The 18,593-nt window shown below is 43.8% G+C and carries 12 protein-coding genes; 5 read left to right on the forward strand and 7 right to left on the reverse strand.

Features of this window, described 5'->3' with window-relative positions; all coding sequences use genetic code 11:
- Nucleotides 1–251: 251 nt before the first annotated feature.
- Nucleotides 252–1,331 (forward strand): NAD(P)-dependent alcohol dehydrogenase, encoded by a 1,080-nt coding sequence (locus BBC0178_RS02995; RefSeq protein WP_078039154.1) that lies wholly within the window; start codon nucleotides 252–254, stop codon nucleotides 1,329–1,331.
- A 62-nt stretch (nucleotides 1,332–1,393) separates the two neighbouring features.
- On the opposite strand, the gene BBC0178_RS03000 is transcribed toward BBC0178_RS02995, so the two are convergent.
- Nucleotides 1,394–2,851: a catalase gene (locus tag BBC0178_RS03000; RefSeq protein ID WP_078039155.1), complete on the reverse strand. Its 1,458-nt coding sequence runs from the start codon at nucleotides 2,849–2,851 to the stop codon at nucleotides 1,394–1,396.
- A gap of 577 nt (nucleotides 2,852–3,428) precedes the next feature.
- Here BBC0178_RS03000 and BBC0178_RS03005 point away from each other — a divergent pair.
- Both BBC0178_RS03005 and BBC0178_RS03010 read left to right on the forward strand, forming a co-directional pair.
- Nucleotides 3,429–4,298, forward strand: coding sequence for a universal stress protein (locus BBC0178_RS03005; protein WP_078039156.1), 870 nt, complete (start codon nucleotides 3,429–3,431; stop codon nucleotides 4,296–4,298).
- A gap of 404 nt (nucleotides 4,299–4,702) precedes the next feature.
- A complete protein-coding gene (locus tag BBC0178_RS03010) occupies nucleotides 4,703–5,617 on the forward strand; it encodes a hydrogen peroxide-inducible genes activator (protein WP_078039157.1) in 915 nt (304 codons plus the stop codon).
- Between the two features lie 571 nt (nucleotides 5,618–6,188).
- Here BBC0178_RS03010 and guaB read toward each other — a convergent pair.
- Both guaB and BBC0178_RS03025 read right to left on the reverse strand, forming a co-directional pair.
- Nucleotides 6,189–7,685 carry an IMP dehydrogenase gene (guaB, locus tag BBC0178_RS03015; RefSeq protein ID WP_077970625.1) on the reverse strand — a complete coding sequence of 499 codons (1,497 nt, stop codon included), beginning with the start codon at nucleotides 7,683–7,685 and terminating at the stop codon, nucleotides 6,189–6,191.
- Nucleotides 7,686–8,328: 643 nt separating this feature from the next.
- Entirely contained in the window at nucleotides 8,329–9,900 is a 1,572-nt protein-coding gene (locus tag BBC0178_RS03025; protein ID WP_078039159.1) for a phospholipase D family protein, read from the reverse strand.
- A 431-nt stretch (nucleotides 9,901–10,331) separates the two neighbouring features.
- Between BBC0178_RS03025 and BBC0178_RS03030 the strand changes: the two genes are divergently transcribed.
- The gene (locus tag BBC0178_RS03030) at nucleotides 10,332–11,546 is read left to right on the forward strand and encodes an MFS transporter (protein WP_078039160.1); all 1,215 of its coding nucleotides are present in this window, start codon (nucleotides 10,332–10,334) and stop codon (nucleotides 11,544–11,546) included.
- A gap of 184 nt (nucleotides 11,547–11,730) precedes the next feature.
- On the opposite strand, the gene BBC0178_RS03035 is transcribed toward BBC0178_RS03030, so the two are convergent.
- Together BBC0178_RS03035 and BBC0178_RS03040 are read right to left on the reverse strand one after the other, a co-directional pair.
- Nucleotides 11,731–13,476, reverse strand: a complete 1,746-nt coding sequence (locus BBC0178_RS03035; RefSeq protein WP_078039161.1) for a cation acetate symporter — start codon at nucleotides 13,474–13,476, stop codon at nucleotides 11,731–11,733.
- Complete coding sequence (locus BBC0178_RS03040; RefSeq protein WP_077970629.1) at nucleotides 13,473–13,781, reverse strand: DUF485 domain-containing protein; 309 nt, start codon at nucleotides 13,779–13,781, stop codon at nucleotides 13,473–13,475. Before BBC0178_RS03040 ends, BBC0178_RS03035 begins: the two co-directional genes overlap by 4 nt.
- Before the next feature lie 714 nt (nucleotides 13,782–14,495).
- Between BBC0178_RS03040 and BBC0178_RS03050 the strand changes: the two genes are divergently transcribed.
- On the forward strand, nucleotides 14,496–14,858 hold the full coding sequence (locus BBC0178_RS03050; protein ID WP_078039163.1) for a DUF488 domain-containing protein: 363 nt from the start codon (nucleotides 14,496–14,498) through the stop codon (nucleotides 14,856–14,858).
- Here the strand turns inward: BBC0178_RS03050 and BBC0178_RS03055 are convergent.
- A complete protein-coding gene (locus BBC0178_RS03055) occupies nucleotides 14,824–16,218 on the reverse strand; it encodes an FAD-binding oxidoreductase (RefSeq protein WP_078039164.1) in 1,395 nt (464 codons plus the stop codon). The two genes, BBC0178_RS03050 and BBC0178_RS03055, sit on opposite strands and share 35 nt — an antisense overlap.
- A gap of 579 nt (nucleotides 16,219–16,797) precedes the next feature.
- Nucleotides 16,798–18,195 (reverse strand): FAD-binding oxidoreductase, encoded by a 1,398-nt coding sequence (locus BBC0178_RS03060; RefSeq protein WP_078039165.1) that lies wholly within the window; start codon nucleotides 18,193–18,195, stop codon nucleotides 16,798–16,800.
- Between the last annotated feature and the right edge of the window lie 398 nt (nucleotides 18,196–18,593).

Consider the following 18,593-nt stretch of genomic DNA (forward strand, 5'->3'; position numbering starts at 1 on the left):
TTTAAATATATATTATATTTATATAATTTAGTATATTATTTAGTTAAAAATAATTATACTCGTACTATGAAAAATATGAAATTAACCCATAAATAATATATTTAAAATAATTTTTCAATTTTGTAATTATAATTATTATAAAAAATCTAAAATCGTTAAATAAATTAAAAATATAATTTAAATTTTATAAAAAATTTAGTATAATCTCCACGTTAGAAGGTTCTGTAATTGAAGCTGAAAGGTGGTGCATTATGGCAAAAATGAAAGCAGCAGTATTTGTAGAAAAAAACCGGATTGTTCTGGAAGATAAACCCGTTCCGGATATTGGTCCGTTGGACGCTTTGATCCGTATTACAACAACGACGATTTGTGGAACCGATATCCACATTTTAAAAGGCGAATATCCGGTCGAAAAAGGTTTGACGATTGGGCATGAACCGGTTGGTATTATTGAAAAGCTCGGTTCAGAAGTCAAAGGTTTTCGTGAGGGGCAACGTGTTATTGCCGGTGCCATTACACCGAGTGGTATTTCGAATGCATGTATGTGCGGATGCGGTTCGCAAGATGGCCCGCATACGAAACATGGCTTTGAAGCGATGGGCGGTTGGAAATTCGGTAACACTATTGACGGTGCACAAGCCGAATTTTTACGCGTCAATGATGCGGCAGCAAATCTGTGCGCCATTCCCGACAATCTCACCGATGAACAGGTATTGATGTGCCCTGACATTATGTCGACCGGTTTTTCCGGTGCCGAACGTGGGGGAGTTAAAATCGGTGATATTGTTGTTGTCTGGGCATTGGGACCGATCGGCTTGTGTGCTGTTGCCGGTGCAAAATTATGCGGTGCAACAACAATTATTGGCGTAGATACTGTGTCGGCACGTATGGAAATGGCTAAAAAGCTCGGTGCCACCCATGTTGTCGATTTCAAAGCCTGCAATGCCGTTGAAGAAATCATGCGCCTGACAGATGGGCGTGGCGTTGATGTCGCTATTGAAGCTTTAGGGACACAACCGACTTTCGAGTCTTGCCTTAATGTTCTTCGCCCCGGTGGCACATTGTCCAGTCTCGGAGTTTATTCCAATGACCTGAAAATACCGCTCGCAGGTTATCGCGCAGGTCTCGGAGATATTGATATTGTGAGTGGTCTTTGCCCCGGTGGTAAAGAACGTATGCGCCGTTTAATGAATGTTGTTGAAAATGGCAGCGTTGATTTACGCTCGCTCGTGACACATACTTTTAAATTGGATGATATAGAAAAGGCTTATGATCTGTTTGCCCATCAGCGCGACGGGGTCATGAAAATCGCTATCAAAACAGGCGCCTGAACAAGTTCGGGATAAGTTATAAAAAAGCGGGCTGAAAAGCCCGCTTTTTCAATGCATGGAAATTATTTGCTTTCTTTTTTACGCTTTATGGCAGCACGTACGCCTGCTGCATAGTCAGGATGGACTTTTTCAAAGTGTCCAAGTTGACGCTCGATGATGAAATCAGGAACGCCTTCCATTGCATCGGCAATGTTGGAGAAAAGCCGGTTTTTCTGGTCCTGATCGAACAGATTGAACAGTGCCGTTACCTGACTGTAATCGTCATTACCAGCCCGATGATCGTAACGATAAGCGTCACCGGTAATTTTTAACGGCGGCTCTTGTGCCGATTTGTCTTCAACCGGTCCATTGAAGGAATTCGGTTCGTAATACGCATCGACATTATTGGTGGAATGACCGCCATATGTGTTCATTTGCCCGTCACGATGGTAGTTATGAACAGGGCAAACGGGTTTGTTTACCGGAATTTGTTCATAATGCGTGCCTAAACGATAACGATGCGCATCTGCATAAGAGAAGATACGAGCCTGCAACATTTTATCGGGAGAATAACCGATGCCGGGAACGATGTTGGAAGGCGAAAAAGCAGCCTCTTCGATTTCTGCAAAATAATCGTCAGGATTACGGTTTAATTCCATAATACCGATATCCATTGGCGGATAATCTTTATGAGGCCAGACTTTTGTCAGATCGAACGGGTTATAAGGTGTTTTGTCCGCATCTGCTTCAGGCATAATCTGAACCTGAACTTTCCAGCGCGGGAAGTTGCCACTTTCGATAGCATTGTAGAGTGCCTCTTGTGAGCTTTCACGCGTCTTTCCTACGAGTTCCGTGGCTTCGGCATTGGTATAGAACTTATGCCCCTGCATCGTCTTGAAGTGGAACTTGACCCAGAAGCGTTCGCCTTTGTCGTTCCACAATGAATAAGTATGCGAGCCATAGCCGTTCATATGCATGGTATCAATCGGTAATCCGCGGTCGGACATCAGAATAGTGACCTGATGCAGACTTTCCGGAGAAAGCGACCAGAAATCCCATTGGGCAGTGTTCGAACGCAAGTTTGTCCGCGGATGGCGCTTTTGCGTATGAATGAAATCGGGAAACTTATAAGCATCTCGAACGAAAAACACCGGAGTGTTATTGCCAACGAGATCCCAGTTTCCTTCGGATGTATAGAATTTCAGCGCAAAACCACGAACGTCACGTTCCGCATCTGCTGCGCCGCGCTCTCCGGCAACAGTAGAAAAACGGCCGAGCATCGGCGTTTCCGTTCCAGGTTTGAAAACGGCGGCTTTTGTGTAGCGGGTAATGTCGCCGGTAATCTTCAATACACCATGTGCACCGACACCCTTGGCATGGACAGTGCGCTCCGGGATACGTTCCCGATTTTGATGCGCCAATTTTTCCAATAATTGATAATCCTGAATCAATACCGGGCCACGAGGACCAGCCGTAATAGAATTCTGATTATCAGGTACAGCGGCACCTGCTGTTGTCGTTAATGTAATCCGCTCACTCATGAAAGCCTCCAGTCTGTGAATGTTCAAATCGTCTCACCAAAGAAGATAGGGCAAATTTAAATTAATTCTAATTTTAATTTGTTTAAATTCCTATTAGGAAAAATTATGACAGAACGCATCGTTATTGGCGTAATTTATGGATGCGTTGACAACGTTCAATTTCATGTACTTGCAAAAGACGAGGGGGGACGCTTTTTTAAGAGGGAAAAAAGCGGTTAGTTCATATATTTACAGGAGATAGCAGTGTTTCACGACGCGTGTTTCGAAAGATCGCGCTTTCTCGATAACAGTTTTTACAAGTATAGACAGTACGTTCAACTATCAATTGGAATTGATAAAACGATTAATAATAATTTTTTCAAAAAAATATGATTTTACAAGAATTTAAAATTAATATACCATAATAAAATATATATTTTTGATTTGTTTTTACAATAAAATTTTAATTTTATTGTACGAATAATATCATTGCTGATAACAATAGATAGTTGGAAAAACGGTAATTTGATAGCTATCTATATGATTTATTTTCATAAAATTTATTCTATATTCGATTGACAAGAAAACGGGGAACTTTATGGAACAGCCGATACTTGCCCTGGTTGACTCTTCAATTTATTGGAAATCGGTTTGCGACCTCGCAATCTGGGCTTCCCGGACATTCAATGTGCCTGTCCGATTGCTGAATGTTCTTGATAAAATGTCTGATGATGTTTTAGTTCCGGACGAGATTGCCAAGGATATTGATAATCGTTTTCTATCCGATTTTGCCGATAAAGTTCGGGACGAGACGGCGAGCTATGCTCGATTGATGCAGGAATTGGGGCAAACCGTACTTGATAATGCGAAATCCTACATTGAAAGACGTGAGAAAGTTATTGTTGATACCAGATTGCGCTATGACAGCCTTGCTGATGCAATCGGCTTTTACGGCAAAACGTCTTCATTGATCATCATCGGCAAGCAAGGTCAGCAAACGTCTAACAATGACGGATATAGCAAAGTAGGTAATAATTTCGAAACAATCGTACGTGCTGCCCGGAAGCCGGTTTTGGCGGCGTCAATAGAGGTAAGGCCGATCAAAAAAGCACTGTTGCTTTATGATGAAAATTTCGGTCTCAATTTGGTTGTTGATTATCTTAAACGTTATCATAGTATTTTTGATAAACCGGTTATGATTGCGGTTTCACAAAACAATTTCCAATTGGTAGAGAAAGATATTGATTATATCGAAAAAGTGTCAAAACAAGAAAATATTGCCTTGTCATTATTGGCGGTTAATGAAGACTTCAATGAAGAAATTCTAAATAATATTGCTTATGAAAATAACATAGATCTTATTATCATTAATGCGTTTACGGAATCAAAAATTAGAAATATGCTATTTGGTTCGGTGCATAAAATACTTATACAGAAAATAAAAGTTCCAATACTTATTGTTAGATAAATGAATCCAAGAATAACATTAGCTTGAAAAATACTCCTAACGAACGCTGTTTTGCCTTAGGTAGGGAGCACATGAACCAGTGAACGCATGGTATTTGGAGCAGCAGTTCATAAAAAGACAGGAAGCCGAAACATAGGGGGAAATGTTTCGGCCTCCAAAGATCATCTCTCTTACAAGATGACCAAAGAAAAAATGACACAGTTACAGATTGAGCGCTCGCTATATTCCCTAACCGAAAAAATTCGGTACGAAAATTAGACAGCAAGCTCTCAATCTCTGTAATTGGCAGTCAACCCTCCGGCAAGGCACTGCCCGGTTCTTTTTCAGAACATTAGTATTATTATGCAATGAATAGAATAAAATCCAATTGCTTTTTGTTTTAAATTGTATAAGAAAAAATTATCATGTTTACCATAAGACAGCTTCGTTATTTTCAGATTTTAGCCAATACGGGTCATTTCGGAGAGGCATCCGAAAAATTGGGCATTTCACAACCCGCACTCTCCGTGCAAATTGCTGAAATGGAAAAATTAGCGGGATCGCCGCTTTTTGAACGGACATCCAAGCGCATTATATTGACGCCACTTGGTTGCAATTTTCTCCCGATCATCAATGATATTCTGGCAAGATTATCTGTCTTGGGGGATATTGTTGCGGCGCATGAATCGCCGCTAAGCTATCCGATCAAACTTGGTATTATTCCGACGGTCGCACCTTATATATTGCCGTCGGTTCTGCCGAAAGTGCGTCATTTATATCCTTCTTTGGCACTTCAAATTCAGGAAGCAAAGACCGAGAGGCTTGTTGAATTGCTGCGCAATGGTCATATAGACGCGATCGTGGCGGCAACGCCAGTTGAAGATGGAGAATTTGTCTCCGAACCGATTTTCGACGATAATTTTTATTATGCTTTGCCGCGGGACGACCCGCAATCTGTCTATAAAAATGTTCGGGAGGGAGATGTCGATACCGGGAAATTGTTGTTGCTGGAGGAAGGGCACTGTCTGCGCGATCAAACGCTCGAAGCGTGCCAGACCAAAAAATATCGACATGATATCACAGCCTCATCTTTGACGACTTTGATGCAACTTGTTGCCAATGGTATTGGTATAACGATTATTCCCCAAATTGCTGTTTCGACGGAAGCACGGTTGGATAATATCAGCGTTGTCGCTTTCGAAGGCGAGACGCCGCAGCGCCACATTTGCCTCTTCTGGAGAAGACGTTCGCGCCGGAGCAAGGACTTCAAGTTGTTGGCTGATATTCTAAAGTCAATGGCCATCCCGATTCTTGATCAGGCAAGAAATTTTATCTTGTGATGCTCGCGGGAAAACCTTGTTTGATTATGAAAAACCTCTCCTTTTCAAAGTGAAAACTTGAGGGCGTTGCAGCATAACCGCTTTTGTCTGTTAGAAAGTAATCACAAATTAAATTGAAACGGGAATTTTCCTGTTAAAAGGGAGCAAGCCCGATTAGCAAAATAAATCCGCTTTTTTTAAATGACGTCAGGTGCTAGGGACTTTGGCTTTAAGGCCTCGCCAAAACGGTCAAACGGATTTGTCCGGATTACGTAGAAGATTGAGACTATCCGTTTCAAGATTCACATCTGTTTCGGTGAAGCTCGACAGACAAAAGCATAGCCTATGTTTCATCAATTGGATTTGAAATAGCTGTCTGTTCAGGATGAACGCTTAAAATCAATTTTCCATGATTTCGTTCTGTGTCTCATGAACGATCAAGCTCGTAGCCTTCAACCATCAGCCGCTTTTTAAAAAGACAAGAAGAAATCAGAGGAAGTGGTCAGACAGATTGCTCGGCCGAACCGAAGTTGAAATCCCCCTTGTCGGCATTTCAGACAGACAAGGGGGATTACATTTTAAAAAACGTCAATTACAAAATCGCACTTGGATAATTCGGGCTTTCACGAGTAATCGACACATTATGGGTGTGGCTTTCGTTAAGACCCGCATTGGTAATGCGAACAAATGTCGCTTTTTTGCGGAATTCTTCGAGGTTAGGCGCACCGAGATATCCCATTGATGCGCGCAGGCCGCCAGCCAATTGGTGAAGAACAGAGGCGGCTGGACCTTTATAAGCAACCTGACCTTCAATACCTTCGGGTACAAGTTTTAATTCGTCTTTCACATCTGCCTGAAAATAACGGTCGGCCGAACCGCGAGCCATTGCGCCAACGGATCCCATGCCACGATATGCTTTGAACGAACGACCTTTATAAAGATAAACTTCACCGGGGCTTTCTTCCGTGCCGGCAAGGAGTGAACCAATCATGACAGCGCGGGCACCTGCTGCCAAAGCTTTGGCAAGGTCGCCCGAATATTTGATACCGCCATCGGCAATGATCGGAATGCCGGCTTTATCGGCAACTTCGACAGCTCCCATAATAGCGGAAAGTTGCGGAACGCCGACACCGGCTACAATACGGGTTGTGCAAATGGAACCTGGCCCAATGCCGACTTTCACTGCATCAGCTCCGCAATCGATAAGCGCTTGCGTCGCTTCCGGTGTTGCGACATTACCGGCCATAATAGCTGTTGAACCGGCAATCTTTTTGATTTCTTTAACAGCATCAAGTACACGCTGTGAATGACCATGAGCAGTATCAATCACCAGAATATCGACACCGGCATCGATAAGCCGCTCTGCGCGTTCCATACCATCGTGACCAACGGTACTTGCTGCCCCGACACGCAAACGCCCGTGCGCATCTTTCGCTGCATTCGGATTGAGGCGTGACTTTTCGATATCTTTGACGGTGATTAAACCAACGCAACGCCCTTCATTATCAACAACCAGAAGCTTTTCAATGCGGTTTTGATGAAGGAGTCTTTTAGCTTCGTCATGTTGAACATTTTCACGCACAGTCACGAGATTTTCCCGTGTCATCAATTCGTAAATTTTCTGTTTTGGATCGGAAGCAAAACGAACATCACGATTGGTCAGAATACCGACAAGGCGGCCGGGGCCTTTCTCGCCATTTTCAACAACAGGAATGCCGGAAATGCCGTGTGCTGCCATAAGCGCTTTGGCTTCTTCCAAGGTGGCTTCGGGCCCGATGGTGACGGGGTTGACAACCATACCGGATTCGAATTTCTTGACCTGACGGACCTCTTCAGCCTGTTCTGACGGTGTCATATTGCGGTGGATAACGCCCATCCCGCCAGATTGTGCCATGGCGATCGCCAATCTCGACTCGGTTACCGTATCCATTGCCGCCGATAAAAGCGGCATGTTCAAGACTATGTCGGTTGCAACGGTCGTTTTAAGATCGACCTGTCCCGGCATAACTTCAGAATGGGCAGGCTGTAAAAGCACATCGTCAAATGTCAGTGCTTCTCTACCTGTAGCTGTTTCGATGATTTTTGCCATGTCCAATATTCCTTTTAAAACGAACGCGCCGCTGGAACAAAAGTACCGCGGCATATTCGTATTGCTTCTTATGGATTGGCGCTGGTTTGTACCACGCGGGATTAAAATTGAAAAGAGTAATCATATTTTTTTTAACGTTTATTTATAAATTTCCCGAATTTTATCAGTCAGACCGGCATATTACCTCACGAAAAAAAGTTGTGATCTATCGGGCTTCTCTTTTCATTTTTAAGGTTATCATGGCGAGCTTATCGACGTTGTTGAACAAAAGCAGTTTATTGATGAAGCACGCGTGAACTCGACAAAGTTGAGGGTGGAAGACCATATTGAGGCTCTTAACTCCCGTCACCATAAGGTTGTTTATGCGGTAAGCGACAAGAGACCTGATGGGCGGTCTTGTGGAGAAAGGTTAAGATCAGATGGTCCCGATGTAATGGAAGGACTGGCAAAATATTTTGCATATTGAATAGCGTGATGCGCACCTCATTAAAGCGCAAGATTTCCCGAAAATTATTGGAAGACTGTTATCCGTTCGTGATGCTTTTTGTTGCACTTCTCGAAGTGTCAACGTTCAAGCAAGACAAACTTGTCGGTTTCAAGCCTTGTTTAATAAATCAGGAATTTGTCGCGCAGATTATTTTTCTTACAATTGGGACTGGATAGGCAACCAACTAATCAATTTTGCAAAAGCGCGCCGCCATATGGGGCTTTCCGGTTCACGCTTCGCAGTACATGGCTTTTCATCTTCAACATAATTCCAGTAAATCCGGTTTTTGCTATCAAGATGAAGATGATAGCTCATTTCCTCGGTTGTTTCTTCGACAAAAAGTTTGTTCAACCTTTCGGAAATAGGAGGGCATTCAAACAATATTCCCATCTCTGTGTTCAGCGAAGCCGAACGCGGGTCAAAATTGAAAGAACCGATAAAAGCTGTTTTACCGTCGATCAGAAACGCTTTGGTGTGAAGGCTTGCGCGACGTGAACCGAACAGACGCAAGCGATGCGGGCCACCATTGGGTTTCAGCTCGTAGAGTTTTGCGCCGCCTTTAAGAAGTGGCTTGCGATAAGGCGCATATCCGCCGTGGACCGCTGCGACATCGGTAGCTGCCAATGAATTGGTAAGGATGCGGACATCGGCACCATTTCTGACGAGCGTGCAAAGCCGTTCGGTTCCGGCTTTTCCGGGAACAAAATAGGGCGATGTTATCTGCAACTCGGTTTTTGCACTATCAATTAATGGCGAAAATACCGTCATTAACCAGTTTTCCGGTCTATGTCCCAGAGCTTTTTCAGGAGGGTCGGAAACAACATCAACCGCAACAACCGGAAAAAGCTTATGTTGCGGTTTGATAAAATGCTCGAAATTCATATGGGCGCGGACATAGTCAAGATAAGGTTTTGCGTTTTCCGAGTCATGAAATTGCGTGAGTTTGTTTTTCCAATAATTGATATCGCGGGCTTTTTTGGGAACGGCCAAGGCATGGATGGGCAATGCCACGGCACTGTTCCAGAATGAATCGAAAATCGTTTCAACCTTTTTGACCGAAGGGCCGACAAGCATCAAATCAAGGTCGCGAAAATTGGAGGCCTTGCCTGCACCAAAATAGGCATCGGCAATATTACGCCCGCCTACAAAAGCGATGCGGCCATCAATGATAAAAGCTTTGTTGTGCATTCTGCGGGTGACTGTCAATGCACGTAACATCATTTCAAGACCGCGTCTCAAACCACCGTTTCTCGCCCGTCCGGGATTGAACATGCGTATTTCTATGTTCGGATGTTTATCAAGCGCAACATAGGCAGGATCACGCCCCTGTGCATTAATATCGTCAAGCAACATACGAACGCGCACACCTCTATCGGCAGCATCCATCACTTCTTTCAAAAGAAGACGGCCTGTCAGGTCATCATCCCAGATATAATACATGAGATCGAGACTGCGACCGGCAAGCTCGGTTCCGACAGCGCGACCGGCAAAAGCATCAAGATTACTGATGAAAAGCGACAAACCGTCTTTTTCAACACCTAATCCGTTTTCACGTTTGGCCAAATCTTCAATTTTCAGGTCTATCTTCGTGCTTTTCCCATCTATCTTCAACGCAAAAGAATTTTCGCCGCGCGCACTTTTGGCAAAGCGCCCATAAGCATAGACAGCCAGCATAGAGGCCAACGCAAAGACGATAACAATGACGATTGCGAAATGTAGAATATTCAAAGAAAAGGCTCTCTTATTTCAGAAAACAAGGTAATCTAATATAATCGCTCAAAGTCGTCTATTCATTTCCTGAATTAACAATTTTAAAAAAATGTTGAAACGCTTCGAGGCATTATAAAAGACATATAGTAACGCGAAATAACCTTGCTATCCTCTTGGAGGAGAGATGGAGAAGACATGTCCGTTTCGACATAACGGCCTTCGAAAAGTGTCTTTCAATCTGGAAGCAAAAATTGCTATTGAACCGAAGAAATAATTCGATTTTCATTTTTTCATAAAATAATGGATGAAAATCAAGGAACCGGCAAACGGTGGATGAACGACAGGAATGGATGACAAAACGGAAATGAATTCACCCGATATTGCCAATTGTTCTTATCTTATAAAAGTTGCAAAACATATCGGCATAAAAATATTCTATTGGTGAGCAAATGGTTGAGCAAACGGAGGAATTGTCGCCTTATTGGCGGCGAAATCTCGTCATATCGGCTTTTGGTGCTTTTACGACGATTGTCGGAATGACTGTTCTTTTGCCCTTTTTGCCACTTTTTGTTGAAGAAATCGGAGTGAGCGACACAAAAGCCATTTCGGAATGGTCAGGCATCGCCTATGCCGCAACGTTTTTTTCCGCGGCTCTTGTTGCGCCTTTGTGGGGGCGTTTGGGCGACCGTTACGGACGTAAGCTCATGTTGGTTCGTGCAAGTTTCGGAATGGCAATCTCGATCGGATTGATGGGCTTTGTTACAAGCATTTCACAATTGGTTTTATTGCGATTGTTGACGGGGCTCGCTGGAGGTTACGCTTCGGGAGCGGCTATTCTTGCGGCCACACAAACGCCGAAAGATAAAACCGGATGGGCATTGGGCGTTATTTCGTCCGGTGTTATGGCGGGCAATTTTATCGGCCCTTTGATTGGCGGTATTTTGCCGAATTATATTGGCATAAGAACATGTTTTGTCGCTATCGGTATTCTGATTTTTATAACTTTTATCGTTACGACATTTGCGATCAGTGAAAATCATAAGGTTTTTGTTGACCGGCGTCGTAAAAAAGACAAGGGCATGCTCACGCGAAGTCTCTTTAATCACAGTGTTTGTGCAATGTTGCTAACCGGAGCGCTTCTAACATTTGCCAATCTGTCAATCGAGCCGATTATAACAATTTACGTCAATACTCTGTCGAGAGGAGGTGCGAGTGTAACTTTCTGGGCAGGGCTTGTTATGTCAATGACAGCATTAGGAAGCGCATTATCGGCAAGTTTGGTCGGGCGGCTCGCAGATCGTGTCGGTCATTGGAAAATGTTGGTCGGGGCGATGATTTTATCGACAATTCTTGTCGTGCCACAAGCATTTGTTGAAACCGCATGGATGTTGGTTGTGCTGCGGTTTCTGCTCGGTCTGGCACTTGGTGGTCTAATTCCCTGTGTCACTGCTATTTTGCGTCATATCGTGCCGGATTATGCTGTGGGGGCAGTTCTGGGGCTTTCTGTTTCGTCGCAATATGTGGGGCAGGTTCTGGGGCCTGTTTGCGGTGGTTTTATTGGTGGGTGGTTCGGCGTTCGACCGGTCTTTTTTGTGACCGCCCTCATTATTCTCTTTGCAGTTGTCGTAAACCTGAGAGTTTATCAAAAACGTGAAAAGGCGTGAAACCACACAAATATCGGAAATATGTTTATAGCCACAGCTTGAAACGTGCCGAGAAAACGGCGAATGATGAATTCAAACACTAACACTGTTAGAAAAAGGCGGTTCGGGACCGCCTTTTTCTTGAGTACAGGATGTTCTTCCAAACCGGATTTTATTTATACAATCCGGTTAAACAGAAACCGTTTTAATGGTCGGAGGCAACTGACGCTCCGATGCCCGTTTCAGAACGGATTTGCTGGGCAGGGAAACCGGCACGATCTTCCTGTGCTCGACTGGACTTGTCGGTTATTGAAAATAACCAAACACCGCCAAAGCCTAAAATCATGGAAAAGAGCGCTGGTGATGTGTAGGGGAAGAGGACTGACTCCGGCGAGAAACCGAATGTTGAAACCCACACGGCCGGCGAGACAATTGTCAGCCCCACGGAAGATATCAAACCAAGAAAACCTCCGATGACCGCACCTCGTGTTGTGCATTTTTTCCACAGAATGGAGAGCAAAAGCACAGGGAAATTTGCTGATGCGGCAATAGCAAAAGCAAGCGCCACCATAAATGCCACATTCTGTTGCTCGAACACAATGCCAAGCAGGATAGCGACGATGCCGATGATGACCGTAGCAATACGGGAGATACGTAGTTCCAAGTCACTCGTTGCAGCTCCTTTTTTCAAAACCATATTGAAAATGTCATGGGATATTGCTGTTGCACCCGAAAGGGTGAGACCGGCAACGACAGCCAGAATAGTCGCAAAAGCAACTGCCGAGATAAAACCGTAGAACATATTTCCGCCGACCGCCTTTCCGACCATGACTGCGGCCATATTCGCCGCTCCTGCACCACTTGAAAGGGGCGCTGAAAGTATCGGGTCGGAGAGGACAAGTGCAATAGCACCAAAACCGATGATAAAGATAACGATATAGAAATATCCGTTCCAGACAGTTGCCCACAAAACCGACTTTCTTGCCTCTTTTGCATTCGGAACAGTGAAAAAACGCATCAGAATATGGGGAAGGCCGGCGGTACCAAACATCAATGCCATACCGAAGGAAATAGCCGAAATCGGATCCTTTATAAAACCGCCGGGAGCCATAATGGATTGTCCGGCAGCAATCGCTTCAGGCGAAGTGGCGTCAACAGCGTTTTTTTGGGCAAACAATGTCGCTTTGACATTGACGGCCGCCTGAAAGAAATTTTCAAAGCTGAAATTGAATTTCAACAAGATCATAAACGCCATGAAGGTGACACCGATAAGAAGCAATACGGCTTTGATAATCTGCACCCATGTTGTCGCCGTCATGCCACCAAAAAGCACATAGATCATCATCAAAACACCGACGAGAACAACGGCGTAAAGATAATCCAGCCCGAACAGAAGTTTGATAAGCTGGCCGGCACCAACCATTTGTGCAATCAGATAAAAAGCAACAACAGCGAGTGTCCCGCAGGCTGCAAAGATACGTATAGGAACAGTGGCAAAACGGAACCCCGCAACATCGGCAAAATTGAAGCGACCAAGGTTACGTAGCCTTTCCGCGATAAGAAACATCACGATAGGCCAACCAACAAGAAAGCCGACAGCATAGATCAAACCGTCATAACCGACGCTCATGACCATAGCCGAAATTCCGAGAAAGGAAGCGGCAGACATAAAGTCACCGGCAATGGCTAAACCGTTCTGGAAGCCGGTTATACCTCCGCCCGCTGTATAAAAATCGGCTCGTGACCGGGTTCTGTTTGCAGCCCATTTGGTAATCCAGAGAGTCAGGGCAACAAATACAAAAAACATGATAATTGCCGACCAGTTCGTGGCTTGTTTTGGAAGCTCGCCGCCAATCGCATCAGCCTTTGCGTTCATTCCGGTGAGAAGAGAAAAAACAGCCACATTGATCGCTGAAACAACCGGTTTTTTATAAAAATAAAAGAGGCTCATTTCTTCACCTCCTTTTTAATCTCGTCGGTATAATGGTCATAACTGCTATTTGCGATCAGAATATAGATTGCAGTCAACAGAACCATGACCACAATCACGCCGATGCCAATCGGGATGGCTATCGTTGTAACGCCGGTACCAATGCGTAAACTCAGAAATTGCTTGTCAAAGGCGATGAGTGCAATCCAGCCATAATAAACAATCAGGGCAATAACAGTAAGAACACCACCAAGCCTATTACGCTTTTTTCTCAACGTTATATAAGCGGGGTTCGCCTCAATTCGGGCAATAGTTTCTTTATCCATAACGGCTCCTCCTCCGTGACAGGAAAGTTTTTCAAGGTCAGGTAGACATTGTTACTTGTCATAGCTGTTACTTGCTATAACTGTTACTCGCCATAACACTTACTCGCTATGGCTATTAATGAATATTCAAAACGAAAACTGAATGCTTTAACCGCATTCATCCACGTTCTAGATAAATAAATACTATCTCTATTTTTAATAGAGACAGTGAACCATTATAATTTTTACAAAAATATTTTAAGCTCAGGTAACAAAATCTCCCATTTTTTCACGTATACCTGTTTTTTACGTATATAAGTGAAACGAACTTAAGGCCTCCTCTTAATCCCTTTCGTTCTATTAAAAAGAATTATTCAAATATGCTCTTATGTCAATATAGGCACTAACGTAATTCGGTTTTTTATTAGTATTCATTATTCAACTTTTCGTATAACTGTTTTAACACATTGTTTTTATTATTGAAAATGTTCTTTTAAAAAAGCGGTCAAAGTCATCCGTCGTTCTATAAAAAGAGGAAAATACCGCAGTTTCAAAGACCATCCCAAACCTAAAAGAATTGTCATCATCAATTGATCTATTTTTAAGAAATATGCATAGCGTGAAACGATGTAAAATGTTCTATAGAAAAAATGACATTTATAGAAAATGACATTTGCCATTGGAAATGTACTGGTTTGAACTTCCGGATTTATAAAACGACTGGGATGACACAGAATGAAGATAGCAATCAAACGGGTTTATGAACCATATTCGGGAGATGACGGGTGGCGGGTTCTAAGCGATCGTCTTTGGCCAAGAGGGCTTTCTAAAGAGAAAGCCCATATTGATGATTGGCAAAAGGAATTGGCTCCGAGCAATGATTTACGTCATTGGTTCAACCATGATGTCAGAAAATGGGAAGAATTCAAAAGCCGCTATATTGCAGAACTCAATACACAATCGGATGCAATAGAACTTTTTCTTTCTTCCCTGAAGAAACACGCGCATGTAACTTTATTATATGCAGCGCATGACGAAGAACATAACAATGCGGTTGTACTTCTCAATTATCTGGAAAACCGTATTTCCCGGGATTGAGAATATTGTCAGGGTCGAGAGCCTGTTTGATTGTCCACATGAAATCGACAGCATCTCCAAGTTCCATACGCAAATATTTTATCTTGCGTTGTCCTATACCATGTTCACCTGTGCAAGTGCCGCCCATTGATATGGCCCGTTCTGACAGCCTTTCGGTAAATTCATAGATGCGTTTTTCTTCCCTCTCGTTATCTTTCGGGTAACCGACAAAAACATGGAAATTACCGTCACCGACATGGCCGATGATTGGACCGATCAGATTGTGTTCCTTCAAGTCTTTTTGCGTTTCCGTAACGCAATCGGCAAGACGTGAAATAGGCACACAGGCATCTGTAGAAAATACGTCGCAGTCAGGTAGGCTCGCTTCGGCAGCCCATAACGCGCTATGACGGGCTTTCCAAAGTTGAGCACGTTTTTCCGGATCGGTCGATTGCTGGAAATTGTTCGAACCATGGGCCGCAGCGATCTCGCTGAAAGTGGCGGCCTGGCTTGCAACGCCTGCCTCATCGCCATGGAACTCGACGCAAAGCGTCGGGCGTGGCTCCAGGCTCAAACCGGAATAGGCGTTACATGCCTTGACCATAAATTCATCCATCAATTCGACACGTGCAAAGGGTATAGCACACTGGATGGACTCGATGACTGTATTACATGCGTCTCCAATTGTTGCAAAAGTGCAAATGCCGCTCGAAACGACTTCAGGTATCGGATGCAGCCTTATTGTGAGTTCGGTAAAAAGCCCGAGTGTGCCTTCCGAGCCAACGAGGAGCCGTGTCAGATCATAACCGGCGGCAGATTTTTTGGCTCTACTTGCAGTGCGGATGAGGCGGCCGTCGGCCATGACAGCCTCTGCACATAAAACCGCCTCTCTCATTGTTCCGTAACGAACAGCGCTGGTACCTGATGCGCGTGTAGCCGCCATCCCCCCGATTGATGCGTTTGCACCGGGGTCAATCGGAAAAAACAAACCGCTATCACGCAACCAACTGTTCAATTTTTCTCGCGTAATACCCGGTTGTACTGTAATTGTCATATCTTCCGGCGAAAAAGATACAACCTGATCCATTTTTGAAAAATCGATACTGATACCACCTACGGGAGCATTCAATTGCCCTTCAAGCGAGCTTCCCACGCCAAAACCGATAATCGGCATTTTATGACGGGCGCAAATTTTGACCGTCTTGACCACATCATCTTTTGACAATGCATAAACAACGCCATCAGGCACTTCGTGTCGTAATTTTGTTTCATTGTGCGAGTGGGTATCACGAACTGAAAGATTGTTGCTGAAACGATTGCCAAAGGCCGTTTCCAATTCTTTACACACTTGATCTACGGTCTTCTGATCTAATCTAGCCATTCTCTACACTCCTCTCCCTGTATTGGATAGCTGATTTAAAATGTTGGCACGATTGAGAGTTATTTTTCAATAAAAATATTCGTAAAATAAATGTATTATGTCAATTCATTATAATATATTTGTTGTTTTTAATTTTTATATTAGAATGATTTTATAAAAAAACGAAAAATGTGGAATACCATTATTCCAGAAAAATACACATGTTAAGGGTAACGGACATCAACGGGTCTCGATTATCGCATTTTCACCAATGGCGGGTCGAAACATGTTCCTCTGAAAAAAATCGTTTTGTTATCATTCAAGAAATTAAAAGCAGAGATTACTTGAGCAATTAAACGCAGGAACGCGTTTTAAAAGCGGTTTAGATATTGCGTTATGCGGATTGTAAGTTTCAAGAAAATAAACAAACCGGAATAAAATCCGAAAAACAAAAATAACCTCAGGAAATAAAAAAGCTGCCCATTTCATAAAAACAGGCAGCCGATGACAGATCAATTTGTAACAGATATATCGGAGTGAAGTGACGCTATAACGATCGTTTCAAAGTTATTGGTTGGACAGCCGCTTCACCATTGATTATCAATAGTCTTCAAATCCATATTTTCCGGGGTTGAGAATATTGTCAGGGTCGAGAGCTTTTTTGATAGCTCTCATGTAATCGACAGCATCGCCAAGTTCGAGCCGCAAATATTTTGCTTTTCTTTGCCCGATGCCATGTTCACCTGTGCATGTTCCATCCATCGAAATTGCCCGTTCGGACAATCTTTCGGAAAATTCATAGACCTTCTTTTCTTCTTCTTTATTACCTTTGTGATAGCCGAGAAGAACATGGAAGTTTCCATCACCGACATGACCGACCATTGGCCCGATAAGGTGGTGCTCCTGAAGATCTTTTTGTGTCTCACCCACACAATCGGCAAGCCTTGAAATAGGCACACAGGCATCAGTGGAAAATACATCGCAATCCGGCAGGCTTGCCTGCGCTGCCCAGAAGGCTTCGTGGCGTGCTTTCCAGAGTTCGGCGCGTTTGTCAGGATCGGTCGAATGTTTGAAATCTTTTGATCCATGGCTTGCTGCTATTTCACCAAACAGTGAAACTTGTGCGGCAACGCTGGTTTTATCGCCATGAAATTCGACACAAAGCGTTGGAAGGGGATCAAGTTTCAATCCCGAATAGGCATTGCAGGCTTTTGTCATGAACTCATCAAGAAGTTCGACACGTGCGAAGGGAATGGCACATTGAATTGACTCAATAACAGCATTGCAGGCATCGGTTACAGTCGGAAAAGTGCAAGCGCCACACGAAACCACTTCCGGAACCGGATGCAGACGCAAAGTAATTTCGGTAAAAATGCCGAGTGTTCCTTCAGAACCGACAAGAAGACGGGTCAGGTCATAGCCGGCGGCCGATTTTTTTGCGCGGCTTGCCGTGCGGATAATTCTCCCGTCTGCCATAACCGCTTCGGCACTTAAAACAGCTTCTCTCATCGTGCCATAGCGCACGGCATTGGTTCCGGATGCACGTGTCGAGGCCATGCCACCAATAGATGCATCGGCACCGGGGTCGATCGGGAAGAACAGACCACTGTCGCGCAACCAGCTATTTAAGGTTTCGCGGGTAATTCCGGGCTGGACAGTTATCGTCATATCTTCAGGTGAAAAAGAAACAACCTGATCCATTTTTGAAAAATCGATGCTGATGCCACCTTTAGGCGCATTAAGCTGCCCCTCAATGGAACTTCCGGCACCGAAGGGAATAATCGGCATTTTGTGCTTGGCGCAAATCTTTACGATTTTTACAACATCGTCTTTGTTGGTCGCATAGACAACGCCATTAGGAGTTTGTTGATAAAGGGCGGTCACATTATGGGAATGAGCCTGACGGACAGAAAGATTGCGGCTGAACCGGTCTCCGAAAGCCGCTTTCAATTCTTCACAAACACGATCTATTGTCGCTTCATCGCAGTGTTTTGCCATTCTTTTTACTTTCTCTTTGGGTGGGCAATTTTCTTTTGCCACTTTCGCGCCAAGCGCAAGAAATTGCAATGTTATTTCAAAATATTATGATTGATTTCGGTCTTCTGCGAAAATTTTTTCAAAGGATTGAAAATTTATTCAAATTCAATGAGCGCATTTGTTTATCCATTGTGAAATCGTTTCTGTTAATGCACACCGGTTCGATGACAAAATGTTTTGGTGAATGTCAACTTCACCCGTCATTCCAGCATGATTATTTTGGCTGTTCAAAGAGGATGCGAGTGACAGACTTAATTCACATCTATCTCCATGCTTTTTGTGAATGCTCTGACCTCTGATCAATCCACTTTAAAACTCTTCATTCAATATGATGAGCGGCGAAGATTGACCTGATCTAA

The organism is Ditibartonella apihabitans, from assembly GCF_002007485.1.
In the GTDB taxonomy this organism is placed as follows: domain Bacteria; phylum Pseudomonadota; class Alphaproteobacteria; order Rhizobiales; family Rhizobiaceae; genus Bartonella; species Bartonella apihabitans.

Excerpts from the sequence above, each read along its gene's own strand:
- BBC0178_RS03060 (WP_078039165.1), bottom strand. The coding sequence starts at position 18,195 with ATGGCAAAACACTGCGATGAAGCGACAATAGATCGTGTTTGTGAAGAA.
- BBC0178_RS03040 (WP_077970629.1), bottom strand. The coding sequence starts at position 13,781 with ATGGATAAAGAAACTATTGCCCGAATTGAGGCGAACCCCGCTTATATA.
- BBC0178_RS03000 (WP_078039155.1), bottom strand. The coding sequence starts at position 2,851 with ATGAGTGAGCGGATTACATTAACGACAACAGCAGGTGCCGCTGTACCT.
- BBC0178_RS03030 (WP_078039160.1), top strand. The coding sequence starts at position 10,332 with ATGGTTGAGCAAACGGAGGAATTGTCGCCTTATTGGCGGCGAAATCTC.
- BBC0178_RS02995 (WP_078039154.1), top strand. The coding sequence starts at position 252 with ATGGCAAAAATGAAAGCAGCAGTATTTGTAGAAAAAAACCGGATTGTT.
- BBC0178_RS03050 (WP_078039163.1), top strand. The coding sequence starts at position 14,496 with ATGAAGATAGCAATCAAACGGGTTTATGAACCATATTCGGGAGATGAC.
- BBC0178_RS03035 (WP_078039161.1), bottom strand. The coding sequence starts at position 13,476 with ATGAGCCTCTTTTATTTTTATAAAAAACCGGTTGTTTCAGCGATCAAT.
- guaB (WP_077970625.1), bottom strand. The coding sequence starts at position 7,685 with ATGGCAAAAATCATCGAAACAGCTACAGGTAGAGAAGCACTGACATTT.
- BBC0178_RS03005 (WP_078039156.1), top strand. The coding sequence starts at position 3,429 with ATGGAACAGCCGATACTTGCCCTGGTTGACTCTTCAATTTATTGGAAA.
- BBC0178_RS03010 (WP_078039157.1), top strand. The coding sequence starts at position 4,703 with ATGTTTACCATAAGACAGCTTCGTTATTTTCAGATTTTAGCCAATACG.
- BBC0178_RS03055 (WP_078039164.1), bottom strand. The coding sequence starts at position 16,218 with ATGGCTAGATTAGATCAGAAGACCGTAGATCAAGTGTGTAAAGAATTG.